The sequence below is a fragment of the Hahella sp. NS-SX17 genome (genome assembly GCF_057367735.1).
This window is the reverse complement of record NZ_CM170632.1, coordinates 3455770-3473622: the sequence shown is the minus strand read 5'-3', so window position 1 is coordinate 3473622 and position 17853 is coordinate 3455770. Positions and strand designations below refer to the sequence as shown.

General features: G+C 55.0%; 15 protein-coding genes and 1 riboswitch. Of the genes, 5 read left to right on the top strand and 10 right to left on the bottom strand.

From position 1 onward, the window contains the following. Nucleotides 1–2: 2 nt before the first annotated feature. A riboswitch (yybP-ykoY riboswitch) is annotated at nucleotides 3–174 on the bottom strand. A gap of 439 nt (nucleotides 175–613) precedes the next feature. The 5 genes from AC2IBB_RS15485 to AC2IBB_RS15465 all read left to right on the top strand — a co-directional run bounded on the left by AC2IBB_RS15485 (nucleotide 614) and on the right by AC2IBB_RS15465 (nucleotide 6365). Continuing rightward, nucleotides 614–1369 carry a peptidoglycan-binding protein gene (locus tag AC2IBB_RS15485; protein ID WP_486333730.1) on the top strand — a complete coding sequence of 252 codons (756 nt, stop codon included), beginning with the start codon at nucleotides 614–616 and terminating at the stop codon, nucleotides 1367–1369. A gap of 3 nt (nucleotides 1370–1372) precedes the next feature. Next, on the top strand, nucleotides 1373–1918 hold the full coding sequence (locus tag AC2IBB_RS15480) for a DUF5991 domain-containing protein (protein ID WP_486333729.1): 546 nt from the start codon (nucleotides 1373–1375) through the stop codon (nucleotides 1916–1918). After that, entirely contained in the window at nucleotides 1915–2241 is a 327-nt protein-coding gene (locus AC2IBB_RS15475) for a hypothetical protein (RefSeq protein WP_486333728.1), read from the top strand. The genes AC2IBB_RS15480 and AC2IBB_RS15475 overlap by 4 nt, the downstream gene beginning before the upstream one ends. A 465-nt stretch (nucleotides 2242–2706) precedes the next feature. Then, nucleotides 2707–5040 (top strand): immune inhibitor A domain-containing protein, encoded by a 2334-nt coding sequence (locus AC2IBB_RS15470; RefSeq protein WP_486333727.1) that lies wholly within the window; start codon nucleotides 2707–2709, stop codon nucleotides 5038–5040. 425 nt (nucleotides 5041–5465) lie between these two features. Further along, nucleotides 5466–6365, top strand: coding sequence for a DMT family transporter (locus AC2IBB_RS15465; RefSeq protein ID WP_486333726.1), 900 nt, complete (start codon nucleotides 5466–5468; stop codon nucleotides 6363–6365). Between the two features lie 75 nt (nucleotides 6366–6440). On the opposite strand, the gene yfbR is transcribed toward AC2IBB_RS15465, so the two are convergent. The 10 genes from yfbR to AC2IBB_RS15415 all read right to left on the bottom strand — a co-directional run bounded on the left by yfbR (nucleotide 6441) and on the right by AC2IBB_RS15415 (nucleotide 17828). Then, nucleotides 6441–7046, bottom strand: a complete 606-nt coding sequence (yfbR, locus tag AC2IBB_RS15460; protein ID WP_486333725.1) for a 5'-deoxynucleotidase — start codon at nucleotides 7044–7046, stop codon at nucleotides 6441–6443. An 82-nt stretch (nucleotides 7047–7128) separates the two neighbouring features. Continuing rightward, nucleotides 7129–7767, bottom strand: coding sequence for a cation efflux transmembrane domain-containing protein (locus AC2IBB_RS15455; protein ID WP_486333724.1), 639 nt, complete (start codon nucleotides 7765–7767; stop codon nucleotides 7129–7131). 87 nt (nucleotides 7768–7854) lie between these two features. After that, a complete protein-coding gene (cadR, locus tag AC2IBB_RS15450; protein ID WP_486333723.1) occupies nucleotides 7855–8292 on the bottom strand; it encodes a Cd(II)/Pb(II)-responsive transcriptional regulator in 438 nt (145 codons plus the stop codon). 54 nt (nucleotides 8293–8346) lie between these two features. Continuing rightward, entirely contained in the window at nucleotides 8347–9273 is a 927-nt protein-coding gene (locus tag AC2IBB_RS15445; RefSeq protein ID WP_486333722.1) for a TolB family protein, read from the bottom strand. 392 nt (nucleotides 9274–9665) lie between these two features. Continuing rightward, complete coding sequence (locus tag AC2IBB_RS15440) at nucleotides 9666–11516, bottom strand: protein kinase domain-containing protein (RefSeq protein WP_486333721.1); 1851 nt, start codon at nucleotides 11514–11516, stop codon at nucleotides 9666–9668. A 17-nt stretch (nucleotides 11517–11533) separates the two neighbouring features. Beyond that, complete coding sequence (locus AC2IBB_RS15435; RefSeq protein WP_486333720.1) at nucleotides 11534–13120, bottom strand: dihydrolipoyllysine-residue acetyltransferase; 1587 nt, start codon at nucleotides 13118–13120, stop codon at nucleotides 11534–11536. Nucleotides 13121–13130: 10 nt separating this feature from the next. Continuing rightward, complete coding sequence (locus AC2IBB_RS15430; RefSeq protein ID WP_486333719.1) at nucleotides 13131–14108, bottom strand: alpha-ketoacid dehydrogenase subunit beta; 978 nt, start codon at nucleotides 14106–14108, stop codon at nucleotides 13131–13133. Next, on the bottom strand, nucleotides 14101–15288 hold the full coding sequence (locus AC2IBB_RS15425) for a thiamine pyrophosphate-dependent dehydrogenase E1 component subunit alpha (protein ID WP_486333718.1): 1188 nt from the start codon (nucleotides 15286–15288) through the stop codon (nucleotides 14101–14103). The genes AC2IBB_RS15430 and AC2IBB_RS15425 overlap by 8 nt, the downstream gene beginning before the upstream one ends. Nucleotides 15289–15745: 457 nt before the next feature. Beyond that, nucleotides 15746–16903: a hypothetical protein gene (locus AC2IBB_RS15420; protein WP_486333717.1), complete on the bottom strand. Its 1158-nt coding sequence runs from the start codon at nucleotides 16901–16903 to the stop codon at nucleotides 15746–15748. A gap of 55 nt (nucleotides 16904–16958) precedes the next feature. Continuing rightward, complete coding sequence (locus AC2IBB_RS15415) at nucleotides 16959–17828, bottom strand: hypothetical protein (RefSeq protein WP_486333716.1); 870 nt, start codon at nucleotides 17826–17828, stop codon at nucleotides 16959–16961. Nucleotides 17829–17853 lie beyond the last annotated feature (25 nt).

The following is a 17853-nucleotide window of genomic DNA, read 5'->3' as shown; positions in this document are numbered from 1 at the left end:
ATATCTCCTGGGCCGGACTTAACCATATGACTACGCCTCGCCCCGGCCCAACCGGTGCGGCATAGTCAAAGGTCTTGCCAAGTTATGGAACCGTTTACGCCATGGCCTGTGGGCCAAGTGTGTTGACGCAAACCTCTTCAGGGCGAAGAGAGGCTACTCCCCAGTGACGCGGCGCATACTAGTGCAATGCGCCGCATAAATCCAGTGCATGTTTGTATTCGCCATAGCGCGCATCCTGCCGGCGGGAAACTGTTGTTGCGTATTGATGAGGAACATGGTCCCAGCTGATGGGAATGCGCCGTGGCGAACATCTTTTCAGATCGCCGACAGCAGGACTTGCAAGGGGTCTTCGCACACTCTGACACAGGCAGGTCCAGGCTCCCAGCGCCACTGTAAAAAATGGGAAAAGGCGGGATTAAATCATGACATTATCTATCATAATCAAAAGGTTGCAGGCATAACCTTATCGGACGATAAGTTAGTCCATACGCCCGGTTGTTCCCGCTTCGGTCAAGTTTTACTCTGCCTTGCCATGTTATTTATCAGACGCATCCATACGCCTGATTAGTAACACGCCGATCTCATGGTCATGTTAATAACTTCAAGGATCGACATGCAGAGTATTCAACAATCCGTAGGGCTCAGCGGCGTCAATAGAAAAGCCGACGTCATCCTCGCTCAGACACTGCTGAACCGCTTCGCCAAAACCCATAGCTCGCGCTTAGTGGTGGATGGCGTGGCAGGCGGCGCCACCGTTTCCGCCATCAAACGATTTCAACGCGATAAAGCCGGCATGAGCAAACCCGACGGGCGCATTGATCCCGGCGGACGCACCTTGAACGCGCTGCTGGAAGGCAAGCGCCTGCGCATCGCCTGGGGGAGCCGCACCTCCTCCACTTTCAACAACAAGGTCATCAAAATCGCCGCTGCGATGGGTATGTCTCCAGACTACCTCATGGCCTGTATGGCGTTCGAAACCGGTGAAACATTCAGCCCCCGCATCACCAACGCCGCCGGTAGCGGCGCCATCGGTTTGATTCAGTTCATGCCCTCGACCGCAAAGGCGCTCGGCACCAGCGTTCAGGCGCTCAAGGGCATGTCGGCGGTGCAGCAATTGAAGTACGTGGAAAAATATTTCAGCCCCTATCAGGGACGCCTGCAGAATCTGGAGGATGTCTATCTTGCGGTGCTGTATCCCGCCGCGGTGGGTATGAATCCGTCTCAGGCCCTGTTCCGGCGCGGTACGCTCACCTATACCCAGAACAGTGGTTTTGATAAAAACAAAGACGGTATCATTACCCCCGCAGAAATTTCACTGAAAGTCCGCGCCGCTTACGAAAAGGGTCTTACAACGGGCTATATGGGATGAGCTATGACCGCACGCCAATCAATTTTATCGCTGTTTCTGATCACCATCGTCTTACCGACATTCGCTGACGAGCCCGATGACTCCACGCTGATCGTCAATTGGGACGGGCGTTATCGTTACGAATCCCAACAAGGGAATTCCGCTGGCGGTTCGCCAATCATAATGATCCACCTGTTGACCGTGGCCAAAGGAGAGACGCCCTGTCGCCTTGAAATCAATGGCTTCCAGACAGCGGAGAACCTGGTTTGCGCCACCGAAAAATCCGGCGCGCGCATTGATATCAACTTCGTATCCCATGCCGGCGGTTTGGTGAAAAACAGCTATGGCGTGGAAGTCTACAAACCCGGCGAAACGCTGTTTTCCCTGGAGCGCAGCGCGCAGGACGGCGATCTTATCACCCACTGGGGAGCATTGGCCCCGGACGGAGTGAAAAGTCAGAGCGGCGCCTACTTCGTGAAAGAAGCGTCGGAGCAATCCCTTTCATCGCCGCAACAAAAAACCTTAGACTTATCGTCTCCAGCCAATCAAAAAAACGAGTCAAGTGAATGATGAAACTATTTAAAAGGACCCTTACCAATACACTACTATCCCTGCTGATCGCTTCCGCTCCCACCCTGGCCTGCGATGACGATCACGCCGGGCCGCAAGCCGGAGCGCCGGCCAATATCGAAAGCGTCATCAAAAAACTGCGCACTGAAGGCGCCATTCCAGAAAGCGCTACTTACGCCGAAGCGGAGGAAGCTGCGCGGCAGTATTTGAGAGAAAAAGCGCATGCTTCCGCGCAGTCAAAAAAGCTCACCGAAAAAACTAAATCCGGGATCGATTCCGGTCAACCGCAATACTCGCCCGCCCCCTCTCCCAACAACTCCTGACACGCACGGCGCGGGCTCCGGGCCTGCGCCGCTCATACTAAAGATTATTTACCCAAAGTACTGATATTATAGAATTTTTTCTGGTTTACTAATTAGCGCGACCACGTAAGCGCTTGCTTATGAGGCCGTTTAAAAGGAAGCAAGGACGTCTCCGGCGTCCCTCCGTAATGTACGTTATTGGGGACGTTTGACCGCTAAGGACATTCCTTATCGGATCGGCAGGGAAACTATAAAACCAAATGGCTTTTGTGATCGTCATCCGTCACCGTTCAACGGTTGCATCGACTTTCACTAGGCGTCGCGGGGACTTGGCGTTCACCTGACCGGCGCGGCATCCGCGCCTGTCCGGGCGAACTACTTTTTTATCTCGTTTTGAGATCCGCCGGCAATCAACTTGCCAGCTTTCCCCGCTTGGGCCGAAACCGGCTTAACACAAAAGGGCAATCAATAAAAAAGGAATTAATCATGCATAAAAAAAGCATACTGTCGCTCGCTATATCGGGGCTGCTCGCCTCCGCCTCGCCATTTGCGGCCAACCAGCCGCATCAGCATGGCGCAGGCGCTTTCGACCCCAGCATCGCAAATGAAGGCCGCCTGATCCAAATGCTGAAGGCCGGAGGCAAAATTTCCGAAGGCGCTACGCTGGAAGAAGCCACCGCCAAATTGCAGGACTGGTTAAAAGAACGCAAAGCGCACGAACTGCAGCGCGCTCACATGCAGGCCACAACTTCAGCTACCGCTGCGGCGCTGGCTGAAGTCCCCCGCCGTATAAACAGCGACCATCTGAGAGACCAAAGATGGCGGGAGCTGGACAACCGCAAGCTGTTTCCCGATAACCTGCAATTGGAAGAATGGACCGAAGGCGCCCGTAAGGCCAAAGTACTCGCCATTCTGATGGAGTTCCCGGACTTTCCGCATAACTCCATCCAGCCCGGCGAAACGGACATGTACTACGAGGACTATAACCGGGAGCACTTCCAGGACCTGTTATTCTCCGGCTCCGGTTACGAAGGGCCCAATGGCGAAAACCTGATCTCCATGCGTCAGTATTATGAAGCGCAGTCCGGCGCCAGCTATTCTGTCGAAGGCAATGTGGCGGGCTGGTACATGGCGCAGAAACCAGCGGCGTTTTACGGCAACAACGTGGACGGCGACGCCCGCGCTCTGATCCGCGAAGCCCTTTTGGCCGCGGCGGCGGACCCCAATGTGGATCTGAGTGACTACGACATCGAAGACCGCTATGACCTGGACGGCGACGGCGACTACTGGGAGCCGGACGGTCTGGTTGACCACGTGATGGTGTTCCACTCCGCAGTGGGTGAGGAAGCCGGCGGCGGACAACTGGGTGAAGATGCAATCTGGGCGCACCGCTGGAACCTGGGGCAAGTCTTCCCAATCGAAGGCACCACATCCGAGTCCGACAACTGGGGCGGCCTGATGGCGGCGTACGACTACACCATACAGCCAATCTCCGCCGCAGCGGGCGTATGCGCGCATGAATACGGACATGACCTGGGTCTGCCGGACGAGTACGACACCCAGTACACCGGCAAAGGCGAACCGGTCTCTTACTGGTCGATCATGTCCAGCGGCTCCTGGGCGGGCAAGATACCGGGCACCGAACCAACCGGTTTCAGCGCCTACGCCAAAGAGAAGCTGCAAGGCATCTGGGGCGGTAACTGGCAGCACGGCGCCACCCTGTCCATCGACGAACTGGACCGCAAAGGGGAAGTATTGTTGCTGGACGAAGCAGTCAGCAAAGGCTCCAACAACGATGTCATCCGCATCGACCTGCCGAAGAAAAAACGCGTGATCACCACGCCGACCAGCGGCCAGTACGCGTACTTCGGCGGCAAAGCCAACGACCTGCACACCAGCATGTCCTACGAGTTGGACCTGACTTCCGCCACCTCCGCCAAACTGGCGTTCAAAACCTGGTACGACATTGAAGCAGACTGGGATTACGGCTACGTCATGGTGGAAAGCGAGTCAGGAAAAGTCAGCCTGCCGGCTCCGATCACCACTGACGCCAACCCCAATGGCAATAACCTGGGCAACGGCATCACCGGCGCGTCCGAAGGTTGGGTGGATGCTGAATTCGATCTGTCCGCTTACGCGGGTCAAACCGTTAAAGTCAGCATTGAGTACTTCACCGATTCCGGTACGCTGAATCCCGGCATGTACGTGGATGATATCGCCCTGTCCGTAGACGGAGCGGTGGTGGCCAGCGACAACGCGGATTCCGCGCCAGTATTCACCTTGGATGGCTTCGCCACCAACGAAGGCTTCACCTTGTCCAATCGCTACTACCTGATGGAATGGCGCACGCACAACGGCGTTGACGTCGGTCTGGAGCGCATCAGCGTGTCCGGTAAATTGATGTCCTTCAATCAGGGACTGGTGGTTTGGTATGTGGATGATTCCTGGGATAACAACCATGTGGGCGTTCACCCCGGCGAAGGCTTCCTGGGCGTGGTTGACGCCGACCAGAGAGTGGTGAAGTGGGAAGACGGGGCCGTCGCCTCCACCAAGTTCCAGTTGCATGACGCCGCATTCAACGTTATCGCGTCCGAGCGCCTGAAACTGGACCTGACCGATGTGGACTCCGTTGGCTCCACCATTAAAGACCAAAACCGTCGCCCCTATCCGCGTTTCATCGATCGCCTCAACTACATGAGCGACGAGATTCCTGATGCAGGGCGCAACATTCCGGAATTCGGCCTCAACGTTCTGGTGCTGTCACAAAGCGCCGATGGCAAAGTAGGCAAAGTTCTGGTGAGAAACACCACTTCCCGATAGTCACCCTTACGACTATTCGCTAAGCGCCCTGCAGGGCGCTTTTTTTATGCGTCGGGGCCAGAGATGCTCCTGTTGCGCCACCGGCACGGAACCCAGTATCTAGCTGACTTATAACTGATTTCTCTCCGATGCTTGATTCCCGCATTCCCGGGCCGTAAGATCAGCGTTCGATCATATTCAACGATTTGCAAACATGACCCAAGCTCAGGACATCGCCAAAGCCTCCCCTGCATCCAGTCTGGATGTTGGCCGCGTTAGCGTCCGGGATGTTTTCATGTTTTGCTTCACTCCCCCGCCCCGTCGCCTTCAAGCTGGCGCGCCTCCGCCGCCCGCACTTCATTGAAATAAATTTCGCGCCTTCCGCTTGAGGTCAGCACTGCGCTGACGTGGTCGGCATGTCTTTTCCCTGCGACGGGCAATTAATTATGTCTATAAATCGAACGACGCTACTGTCTTTGGGCGCGACGGCGCTCTTCGTGCTCCTGTGGAGCAGCGGCGCTATCTTTTCCAAAATGGGTCTGGAGTCCGCCTCCGCTTTCGCCTTTCTCCTCCTTCGTTTCACCATCGCTTTTATTGTGGTGCTGAGTATTGGCCTGAATCGTAGCCAGTGGCTGCCGGCGCCCGGTACGCGACTTCGTGTGGCGGTGACCGGTTTACTTATGATCGGCGGTTACTCAATTTGCTACTTCAAAGCCCTGGAGCACGGCGTCACGCCGGGAGTGCTCGCCACCGTGCTGGGCGTGCAGCCTATCCTGACCTTGCTGGCGACAGAGTCCGCCTTTTCCCTGCAACGTCTCTCGGGACTCTTTCTGGCGTTATCGGGACTGGTTCTGGTGGTGTATCACAGCATTGGACTGGCGCAAATTTCCACGGCCGGCGTGGTGTTCGCCCTGGCCGCCTTGGGATCGATCACCACTGGCGCCATTCTGCAGAAAGGCGTCAAGCAGTCGCCCCTAGCAGTTCTGCCGCTGCAGTACGCCATGACGCTGCTACTGTGCCTTGCATTTACGCCTTACGAGCCTTTAACCGTGACAATCAGTCTTCGCTTTGGCGTGGCGCTGTTATGGCTGGGGGTCGTTATCTCAGTCATCGCCACGCTACTGTTGTACAGGCTTATCCAGGCCGGAAATCTGGTGAATGTCACCAGCCTCTTCTACTTGGTTCCCGGCGTTACCGCCGTCATGGACTACCTGTTTCTGGGCAATCGAATGTCTCTTCTGAGTTTGCTTGGCATGGCGGCTATTCTGCTCGGACTGACTCTGATCTCCAGGACGCGCCAAACACAAAGTGATGGTTTGGAGCCCGTTGCGGCGACGGAAAGGTGATCACTTAAGGCCTTCTTACATAGCTGGGTAGCGCCCAACACAGGGCGCTGCTTCTATGCCCTGGCGATGACGGAATCAGTCTCGCGTCGGATCGTGGTGTTTCAGTAGCTCATCCAACGTCAGCAGATAACTGTCCACGAAGGTCGCCATGAAATATTCCACTTCCGGCATCTGCAGCGCACGGATGCGCGCCTCCACATCCGCCTTGGCGTCCTCAAACTCCTTGTTGCCTGCGGCCACTTCCATCTGACACTTGAGATAAGCGCTGATCAGATCAGCCGCTTTGACGAACTTCACGGCGGCGGCGTCAAACTTGTCATGCAGCAACAGAGACTCAAAAGGGTTTTGCAGTTCGTCCGGCAGCGTGGACAACACTTCTTTTTCCGCTTCCCGTTCAATGGCGTGATAAGCGTGCTTGATCGCGTCGGAGTGATATTTGATGGGGCTCGGCATATCTCCGGTGATGATTTCCGAGACATCGTGATACAAAGCGGCCACCGCCAGGGCGTTAGGGTCGACATCGCCATTGAACTTGCGATTGCTGATCAGCCCCAACACATGGGCGATGGTGGCCACCTGCCAACTGTGCTCCATGACGTTCTCCTCCACCACATTCCTTTTCAACCCCCAACGTTTGATCCAGCGCAGGCGTTCAAGGTAAGCGAAGAATTTACTGGTCATGGGCGAGTCTCCTGGGGCAATGTCGGCGGCCGGTAATAAAGACGAATTATAACCGTCCGCCCTCGTCTACGCCCAGACGTCTTCAGGCTTCCGCAGCCCCTTCATGATCGCGCCGCAGCTCTTGTCTGGCGTGGCGGAATACCTGGATAGCGGCGCTTAGCGCCAGACAGGCCATGACGCCAGCGACGATCAGGTCAGGCCAGGCGGTCCCGGAGCCGAATACGCCCAGCGCGGCGAACATGACGGCGATATTGCCCAACGCGTCATTGCGAGTGCATAACCACACGCTGCGCATATTGCTGTCGCCCTCTCGGTAGGCGTACAACATGGCGGCGACGCCCAGATTGGCGACCAGCGCCAAAGCGCCGATAATTCCCATGGTGGACGCATCCGGCAAGGTTCCCGCCATAGCGTTCCATGCCGTCGAACCCAATACCCACACGCCAAAAGCGCCCATGGAGGCGGCCTTCAGTAATGAAGCCTTCGCCCGTATGGCCAATCCCATGCCCAACACCCAGAGACTGATGCCGTAGTTGGCCGCATCTCCGAGGAAGTCCAGTGAGTCCGCCAGCAATGATACGGAGCCAGCCTGCAACCCGGACAATAATTCCACCGCAAACATGCCGCCGTTGATCAACAGGGCCCAAAACAGGATTCTGCGATAACGTCCGTCGACTTTCGGTTTTTCTTCATGCTCATGGTGACAGCAATGCATACCCATTCGTTGTTCTCCTTACATTTGGATATGCTCAGGTTAAAGTCTGGAGTCGCTACAGGGTCAAGCGCCCAGTAGAAAAAAATCACCCCATCAGGAAGGGGGCGTTTCCCCGTGACAAGGACACTCGCCTTCCGCCGGATCGTGATTCAATCCTGTCAGAATGCCGCACTCGGAAGCGCGATTGTGAATACGACACTTATCGCGCAGGGATTGTAGCTGCTCCCTGAGTTTCTCCAGGTCGGATATTTTCTGCTCCAGCGCCACCAGATGGGAATCCACCAGGTCATTGACCTCGCCACAGTCCAGAGAGGGGTGATCGCGAAAATACAGCAGGGATTTGATTTCGTTGAGAGACATATCCAGAGAACGGCAATGGCGAATAAAGTTCAAGCGCTCCAAATGACTGCGTCCGTACTCACGATAACCAGAAGCGCTGCGCGGCGGCGCCGGCAGCAGGCCTATTTTCTCGTAATAGCGGACGGTTTCCGCATCGCAGTTTGTCGCTTTCGCCAGCACGCTGATTCGCATGATTTCCCCTCGTCCGATCGCTGTCGCCAATAAAGTGAAAGCGGAAAGCGACGCTTATCGGGTGACCATATAAATACGCGTTTTGCCGCTTTCCGTCTTCTGATAATACAGCTCAGAGCCGTCGCCGGAAATGGAAGGCGCTTCCGCCATCGCATCCTCGCCAACTCCTGTCACCTCTACCGGCGATTCAAACGGCTGACTGGTGGAGCCGCGCACCGCTCGCATGATCAACGCGCGGTCACGATTATTGGCGCGGTCCGCCAGCAGGATACGGGTAAAAAACAGCTCCAGCCCATCCGATGAGATCGCGGGACTGTACTCGATATCCCGTGAGTTGACGTTTTCCATCACTCGCGCGACTTCACTCTGGTCGTAATAGTAGGTAGCGCCGCCGCGGTGGGTGGCGAAGTGAATATCGGCCCGCAGCAGCTGCCCGCTCATGAAACCGCCCGCGCCCCAGGCCGCCTCAGTGAAATACAGTACACGGCTGTCCGGGCTGACTTCCGGTCCCATATTGCCCTGAAATTTGCGGGCGAAGGCATTCGCCTTACGAGGCGGCAGTCCGTCAATCGCGCGCACGGATGTCAGCTTGCCGCCGGAAAAGCGTCCGCTGCGCACCATGGAGTCCACCCCCGTGTCGGAAAATACCAGATTGTTATCTACGTCGATGGCGGGCGCGCCTTGCAGATATTTCTCGTCCTCGCCCTCAAGGCTGATCTGGCCGCGATAAGCCCAGCCGCCATTGGCGTTACGCTCGGCGTAATGCAACAGGCGTCGATTGTTCTCAGCGCCGCCGTTAAAGAACAGTGTTTTACCGTTGCGGGAAATGTAGGGCTCTTCCTGATTCATCGGGGAACCGTCAGGCCCGTTGGGGAGACCGGAAATCGTCACCTGCACAGGATTTCCGAAATCAGCCGCGTGGGTGAACCCAGCAGCGGAGGCCAGCGTCAATATACAGGCGGTCAAAACGTTATATCGCATATGCATTCTCTGTATGGTCTTTCGTTGTTCTACTCCCTACAGTGAACATCCCTGATATTTGTTCTAGTTTTTCCCACAGCTTTCCCCATTCTGCCGGGCCTTGAGGGCAAATAAACCAACCTTCGTCACAAAAGAAACGAAAACCAGTTCACGTAATGCGCCGCCCCATGTTGGCGGGCGTCCAGGGAGGGAGCCAGTAAGGCCACCAGTTATGCAAAAATTACGCCCCGATTACTGCTTTAAATACAGCACGTAATAACGCAACTTTCAAGTTATCTGGCGCCACAGAACGTAAAGAAATGCACTAAATTGGTGTTTTAGTGGAATGATAAAGCGCCAACTTGGCGCACTTTGGTTTACAAACAAAGGCGCGCCTCTTTGTAGGGCTGACGTTAGGAGATCGAACTGGCGGTTTGCGCAACCACTTCATCACGCGGGTTCTTCGGATAATATTTTTCCGGCAGGTGCTCAATATGCGAAAAGAACTTGGTGTCCTTATAAGGCATTTTCATGAATCCCGAGACGCCTAATCCCTTGATCAAGGGAATAGCGGCGATGATGGCGTCCAGACAATAACGAAATTCCTGTTCTCGGGAGGGGTCAAGCAGGCGGTAATAACTGTGGATCTTCAAGTGGGTGGGCAGGCTCTCAAAAATGATCAGCCCCGTATGATGTATATTATTAAGAAGTTCCAGTATCTCCATGATTTCTATAGGAAGAACAAGAAATTCTTCTGGGTCGGGACCGTCTTCAAAATAGGAATGCACCCGGGTTTGATCTTCCAGATCCGGGGTGGCGCTCACCTCGTAGCCCAGACTCAGTCCTGACTCGGGAATGAAGGGTTTATCCGGCCCGTCGCGGTCTACGTGTAAGGTGTCGCGGGCGTTAAACAGACAGCTCTTGAACACTCCCTGCCGGTGTATCGCCCGCGCCAGATTCACCATATTATTCACGGCGGCGACAAACGCTGGCTTTAAATCCGGGTCACGCAGATTAAGACTGGTGTCGATATACACGCCCTCCTTCTCCCAGCGCACCGCCAACCCGCCTACCACAGGATAGCGGCCAAGACGGCTGACGGCGGCGATGAACGCTTTTTCGACCTCTCCCATGCCCTGCATGAAATTCTTGTAGTAGCGATCCAACTGCACGTCGTTAATCTCTTTCAGCTCTTCCTTGACGCCCTCTTCCCGCAGGAAGGACTTGCGCGAGCTGTACACCACTGTATCGATGCCACGCTTCTGCGGTCGCACCCAGACCGGCGCCAGCGGCGTTTCCTGAACCGGCGGCAGATCCAGCATGACCAGTCGCGCCATGCGCGGCATATGGCGCAGAAAATAGTCCCCCGCCTTGGCGCGCACGGCGGGATCGTCATCCATCATGGCGTCCAGCATGCGCGCAAACTCCGCCGGCAGGCCAAGCGATACGGCGGGCAAGGCGCGATGGCCAAAACGGCAGGACTGCCCGGACGCAAGCGCATACAAGGTTCCCGCCACGCCCTGCTCGTCGAAACGAGGCGACGACAGGCCGCCATTGAGCTGCTCGTCGCCGATAAAGTAGACGTCGCCCAGGCGAGCATTGGTTTGTTGCAGGTCGCTGGACATCAGCTCCATGACGTTGGCGGAGACGTATTGATTGTTCTCGTCCAATTGCGCAAAGACGGCGGAGCCCCAGTCGATCAACGCCACCTGCTCGGTTTCAGGGTCATACACCAGATTGGAAGGTTTTATGTCGCCATGCACAAGAGGGCGTCCCGCCGGACCTTTATCTGAGCGGAGATTTCTTAATATATCAGCAAGTTGTGCGGCAATCTTAATAATAAGTCGAGGTGGAAGCCGTCCTACTTTGAGAGAATATTGCTCAAGATCCACTCCCGGCGCGCGCTCCATCACCAGAATGGACTGCCGGCGAATGCGCTGGAAGGCGATCAGGCTGGGCACTCTGGGGTGCTCCACCAATCCCAGCATAAACGCTTCTTCTTCAAGGCGATCCTGCAAGTGCTGGGGCAAGGTGATGCGGGAAAATTTGAAAACATACTGTTCGCCGCCGGCGGTGACGCCGGCGAACACAAAACCGTAGGCGCCCTTGCCCACCATTTCTATATCCCGATAGCCAAGCTGCTCAAGCTGGACCTTGCACAAGGCAACCCAGTCCTTGAGCTTCTTGGCGTCATTGTGACTGAGCAGGTAGATCGACTGCTCTTCCGGAATATAGAACTGTTGTAGTTTAGGCGCGCCGGTCATTCACTCTCACAGGGTTATCAGCTCAGATGCAACAACATCGAAGTCGGGTCCTGCAGGTAAGATTTCCACATATTGCTGAAGCGGGCAATGGTCCCGCCATCGATGATGCGATGATCCCCTGACCAACTGATGTTCATGATCGAGCGCGCCACCACCGAGCCCTCGCTGTCGAATCTGGGTACGGTCTGGGTTTTGCCCAGCGCCACAATCGCCACTTCCGGCAAGTTGATGATTGGCGACGCGTAGGTGCCGCCCAGCGCGCCAATATTCGAGATGCTGATGGTGCCGCCCTTAAGGTCTTCCTGACGCACTGAGCCATCCCGCGCCGCATTGGTCAGCCGCTCCACCTCCCGCGCAATATCGAGAATGCTGCGGCTTTCCACATGCTTGACGTTGGGCACCAGCAGACCGACTTTGGAGTCCACCGCCATGCCAATATTGCAATGCGGCAGATAATGAATCTCTGTGCAGTCTTCATTGACCCGGCTGTTCATAATCGGATGTTTGAGCAACGCCAACGCCATGGCTTTCATGATGAAAGGCATCAACGTCAGACGCACGCCCGCTTTTTCCGCTTCCGGTTTGAGCTGCTCACGCAAGGCCAACAGGTCGGTGACGTCGACCTCATCGCCAAAAGTGAACTGCGGAATGGTTGTGGCGGCTTCCACCATGCGTTTGGCCATGACCGCGCGCACGCCGCGAATCGGCTCCACTCGCACTTCGCCGATGCTGGCGGGTGTTTCCGGGGCTTTGCTTTGCGCGGGCGCAGCGTCAGCCTGCAGGGACTTCTGATACTTATGGACGTCTTCCTTCAGCACTCGCCCATGCTTTCCTGAGCCTGGCACGCGGTTCAGGTCCAGAGACAACTCTCTGGCCAGACGTCGCACAGCGGGGCTGGCGGGGACTTTAACCCGTCCTGAGACCTGCGCCGGTTTCTGCGCAGACGACGCCAGACAGGCGGACCTGGAGGCGCTGTCGCCATTGACCCTGGCGGTCGTCGCAACAGGCGCTGCGCCATCCGCTTCAAAGGAGAAAAGGGGCGTATGCACTCTGGCGATATCGCCTTTCCCGTAATGCAGTTTCACGATGCGTCCGGCGCGAGGGGCGGGAATTTCAACCACCGCCTTGTCAGTCATCACATCAACGACTGGCTGATCCTCTTCCACATGGTCGCCTTCCGCCACACGCCATTCAACAATTTCGCACTCTACGATACCTTCGCCGATATCCGGCAGGATGAAGTCGTCCCCGCTCTTCCCGGCAGGCTGAGACACTGGAGGTGAACTGTCCTCCACCGCTGCCTTGCTGTCCGCTTGTTTGACCTCCGCCACCGGCGCAGGCTCTTCATTGGCCGCTTTCGCAGCGCCCGCCATATCCACTGCAAACAAAGGAGAGTGCACTTTGGCGGTGTCGCCCTCACGGTAATACAATTTGGCGACGCGGCCGCTATTGGGCGCAGGAATCTCCACCAAGGCTTTGTCGGTCATTACTTCCGCCACAGGCTGGTCTTCCTGTACGAAGTCCCCTTCCTGCACCAGCCATTTAACCAACTCACACTCAACAATGCCCTCGCCAATGTCGGGCAAAATAAAATCAGTCACCATCTTCGCCCCCTTAAAAGTTCACGCTCTGTTTAATCGCTTCATAGATCTTCAGGGGATCCGGCAGATACTCTTTCTCCAGCACCAGCGGGAAAGGCGTATCCAGACCGGTCACCCTGGCGATGGGCGATTCCAGATAGAGGAAACAGCGCTCCTGAATGGCGGCGGCGATTTCGCCGGCGAATCCGCCGGTCAAAGGCGCTTCATGTGAGATCACCAGACGCCCGGTTTTCAACACCGAATTGGCGACAGTATCCACATCCCAGGGAAGAATGGTTCTTAGATCGATAATTTCGCAGGAAATGCCGTCTTTTTCCGCCATTTCCGCTGCTTTTTCGATGTATTCCATTTGCGCGCCCCAGGCCAGCAGGGTGATGTCTGAGCCTTCCTTCAACACCTCCGCTTTACCCAGAGGCAGCTCATAATCTTCCTCAGGCACCTCGCCTACAGAGGCGCGATAGATGCGTTTGGGCTCGAAGAACACCACCGGGTTAGCATCACGAATGGAGCTGAGCAGCAACCCTTTCGCCTGATAAGGATTACGGGGAACCACAATCTTCAGGCCCGGCGTGTGCGCAAAATAGGCTTCCGGCGATTGTGAGTGATAATGCCCGCCTGAAATGCCGCCGCCGTAGGGCGTACGAATAGTCAGGCCGCCGACATCAAAGAGGTTGCCGGAGCGATAACGATATTTGGCGGATTCATTCACAATCTGGTCGAAGGCGGGAAAAATGTAATCCGCAAACTGGATTTCCGCCACCGCCAGATGGCCTTGAGCCGCTAATCCGTTGGCGAAGCCGATAATGCCCTGCTCCACCAGCGGCGTGTTGAAACAGCGGGCGCGACCGTACTTCTCCTGAAGATGACTGGTGGCGCGGAAAACGCCGCCGAAAACGCCGACATCTTCGCCGAAACAAATTACTTTTTCATTCTCCGCCATCGCAATGTCGAGGGCGTTGTTGATCGCCTGTAACAGGTTCATCTTAGCCATGCGTCATTCTCCCCGCGCTCTTGGGATACGCGTCCGGATACTTGCGGACATGCATCTTGAGTTTTTCTAATTGTTCATGCAGTTGCGGGGTCACTTCGTCGTAGACATCCGTCACCAGCGACTCCACCGGCGGCGGCGGCCGTTTCTCGGCTTTCTTCATTGCGTCCAGCACTTCCTGGCGCATGCTGTCCTGAAGTTGCTTTTCTTCCTCCTCGGACCACCACTTTTTCTTGATAATCCAGTTACGCATACGCGCAATGGGATCTTTGGCGCGCCAGACGTCTTCTTCTTTTTTGCTGCGATAGCCGGATGGGTCGTCGGAGGAGGAGTGGGCGGCCAGACGATAAGTCATGGCTTCGATCAAAACAGGTTCATTTTCTTCCACCGCGATCTTGCGCGCGGCCTGGGTCGCCAGGTACACCGCCAGGATATCGTTGCCGTCTACGCGAATGGCGCGCATGCTGTAACCTAACGCCCGCGGCGCAATGCCGTCTGCGGCGAACTGTTCGCTGGAGGGAGTGGAAATGGCGTAGCCGTTGTTACGACAGAGGAAAATAACCGGCACTTTGTGCACGGAAGCCATGTTCAGCGCGGCGTGGAAGTCCCCTTCAGAGGCGGCGCCTTCGCCGAATACAGTTACGGTGCACAGCCCCTTGCCTTCCAGTTTCTGACCGTAGGCATAACCGGCGGCCTGAGGAATCTGGGTGGCCAGAGGCGAGGAAATCGTCATGTAATTGAGTTTGGCGGAGCCGTAGTGAATCGGCATTTGCCGGCCCTTGCCATAATCCAGCTCGTTGCCGAACAGCTGGTTCATGAACTCATCCACCGAGAATCCGCGATAGGCCAAAGCGCCCTGCTCCCGGTATTGAGCCATGATCATGTCCCGGTCATCCAACGCCGCAGCGAAGCCGACAACCGTGCCTTCTTCGCCGGTGGATTGCAGGTAAAAACTGAGACGCCCCTGACGCTGAGCGGCCAGCATGCGTTCATCCAGCACACGGGTGAACACCATGGTGCGGTAGATCTTCAGGGCTTCTTCCTGATCCATCTCCGGCAGCTTAGCCCCTTTATAGGTCGCGCCATCCTGTTTCAGGACCTGAAAGATGGGAAACTTAAATTCATTTCCCTGAATGAATTCAGGTTTATGAATAACTTCTATTGTTTTTGTTGTTTGACTCATAGGGTCCTCTTCCTGGATACGTTCGGAGGCAAGACGGGCCCCTTTTGAAGGCTCCGCTCCACTTTCTACTGTAGACGGTAATCCACCCTGAGGATAATAGACTTTAGTGACGTTGACGTAAACGTCAGCATTGAAAAAAGATGCGGACTGTTCAATCCAGTGACTACAGAGTTTTGTGCGGCACGAAATTGCTCGATATATCTGCTTTCGTAAGCAATTGAAAGCCCCTCCTGCGTGATCAGAGGAGCTCAGGAGACAAAACCCATGTCGTCCCATAAAAGAAGTCTCTCGGCTTGCGGGCATCAATCGCAAGAGATAACCCAACAGCCGAGCGAATGTTATGTAGGTGGGGGATAGTTAGATATCTGAATCCGTGATTACAACTATCGTGTCAAAACAAGCGAAATCGATTAATACGCTTGAACTGATAACGACTGACGATTATGGAAAGGTTTCATCAACCCTTCCATTCCTGGTTGCCTTTGCCAAAGGCTGTGGACACAAATCCTGGTACATTCCGGGCGTACGCGCTGAACTTGCCCGCACTTTCCTTGGCTAATACGTAACCAGACACACCAAAAAAAACCGCAGCCAAAATACTACTGGCGGAGGAGAACATTTCATAACTTTTCTCAAGCACTGTGTAGCCCGCAGCCCCGGTCACTCCAGAGATAACAGACTTTGCCGCAAGTTTTTCCATTTCCGCGATAAATGCTTGACGAGCGTCTTTGTTACCTAAAATATCAGTAGGATTAACCTGAACGCCAGCATAGTGTAAGCCCACTTTTTCACACAGGTCTTTCAACGCTTTTTCCGTGGTGTTTTTCCCTCGTGGGTTGGAAAAATACACAATCTGATTTTCCAACTTATTCCCAGCGGCAATTACATTATTGGCAAGAGGGTTACTTTGAATAGTTTCCAGGGCTTTTACAAAAGAGCCCGCCCCTTCGCCATGAATCAGCCAGCGAATATTCGCGTTTTTCTTTTGCGCATTCTGAATCATGGAGGCTATGTTTTTCACGTACTGCTGGTTGTTGAAATCATTATTCAGCCAGACCAGAGAAAAGTGGCTACCCGCCTGTTTGACGGTGTTTGGACTGAAGGCCACGGAGTAGGCGTTGGCGATATGGACAAAGATCTTCTGACCAGCTTCCTCTTTGTTTGCAAACTTACCCACCACCGCTGCGGTATGGGCACCGCTCCACTGATGGCTAAGTTCCATCACCGTCTGTGGTTTATTGTCTGTTTCCCAATCTTTTTCCGCCTGATTCCAACCAACTTGGTAAAGCCCAGGATTATTGCTGGTAGCCGGCTCAAGGCCTTTTTCGTCGACACACAACCACAACACTTTGACATCACCATTTGGCTCAATACTGTATTGCAACCGCATAGCCCCGAAGTCTTGTTGTTTCATCCCGCCGGTCTGGGCGCCGGGAGTCAGCGCCAGCGTATAGATAGCCCTGTACATACTGGTCATGTAAAAGTTCCCGGAGTGCTGACGCTTAATCCTCAGCCAGTTGTCATAATTCCGCTTATTGATCAGCACATTGCGCTGCACATTGGGATCTTCTTCTTTAGTGATAATCGCAGGCCATTGTGGGTCCTTAAGAGACACAACTTTCTCCTCGTTTAAGTTCGTTATTTAGATGGTTTCCGGTGAGCAAATATACTTAGGGGACAAAAGACGGCGGTGAGGAACCGGGTTTAAGAATCACCACACGGGGTTCGCCTATGCCGGACTCTCCATACCGCCATTCCGGGTACACCCAGTTTTCCGGCTCCCGCTGGAGTGAAATGCGGGCACCAGGCCAGCGCTGTCGGGCCTGTTCCTGCCGGGCTCGGGCCGAGGGACTATGTTTCAACTCGATATGGTGGCAGACCTTGTCCCGCAGGACATTCAGGTGTCGGATGGCGTATTCCACGGGGGCATAGCCGTTGTTATGGAACATTAGACGAAGGTAATGGCGGTCATCCAAGGGGGTCACGGCGTAACTGGAGTATTGGGCCCGCATAAAAGCCTCCTCTTCAATCAGCTCTCCCAAGTTCTTATGTACTTCATAGTGCACCCATAAGCTATCGCCCGACTGACGCACCGCCCAGTTCACTGGTGCGATCCTTTCACCTCTGGCTGGAGTATTCGGCCCCATTTGATAAATTAAGTGTATTAGCGCCTGCTCCAGATGATGGGGGTTAAAACAACTCATCCCTTCCGGCAGGCAGTTAGCCCGTTCCACGACCGCAATGAAGGTCGTATAACCCAGACGCCTCAAGCGCCAGAACGGGCCGTAATAATCCCAGTTTCGCTTAATAAACACGGTGCTGGAAAAGGGGTCATCAAGGGTGCTGTCACGGTACAGCGCTGGGTCATAAATATTGACCTGGGAAATCGGTGCTTGTACGTCCTCAAATCCATCAGAATCGTGATGAGGTGGCAGTTGCAAACACAGTTTGGCGCCGCTTAAGTCAATTTCGATATTTTCTGGTTTGTCTAAGCCAGGAATGTAGGGATGTCTGCGGGAGGCGAATAAGCGTTTTAGCATAGAATATTTGGCGTTAATCCATTTC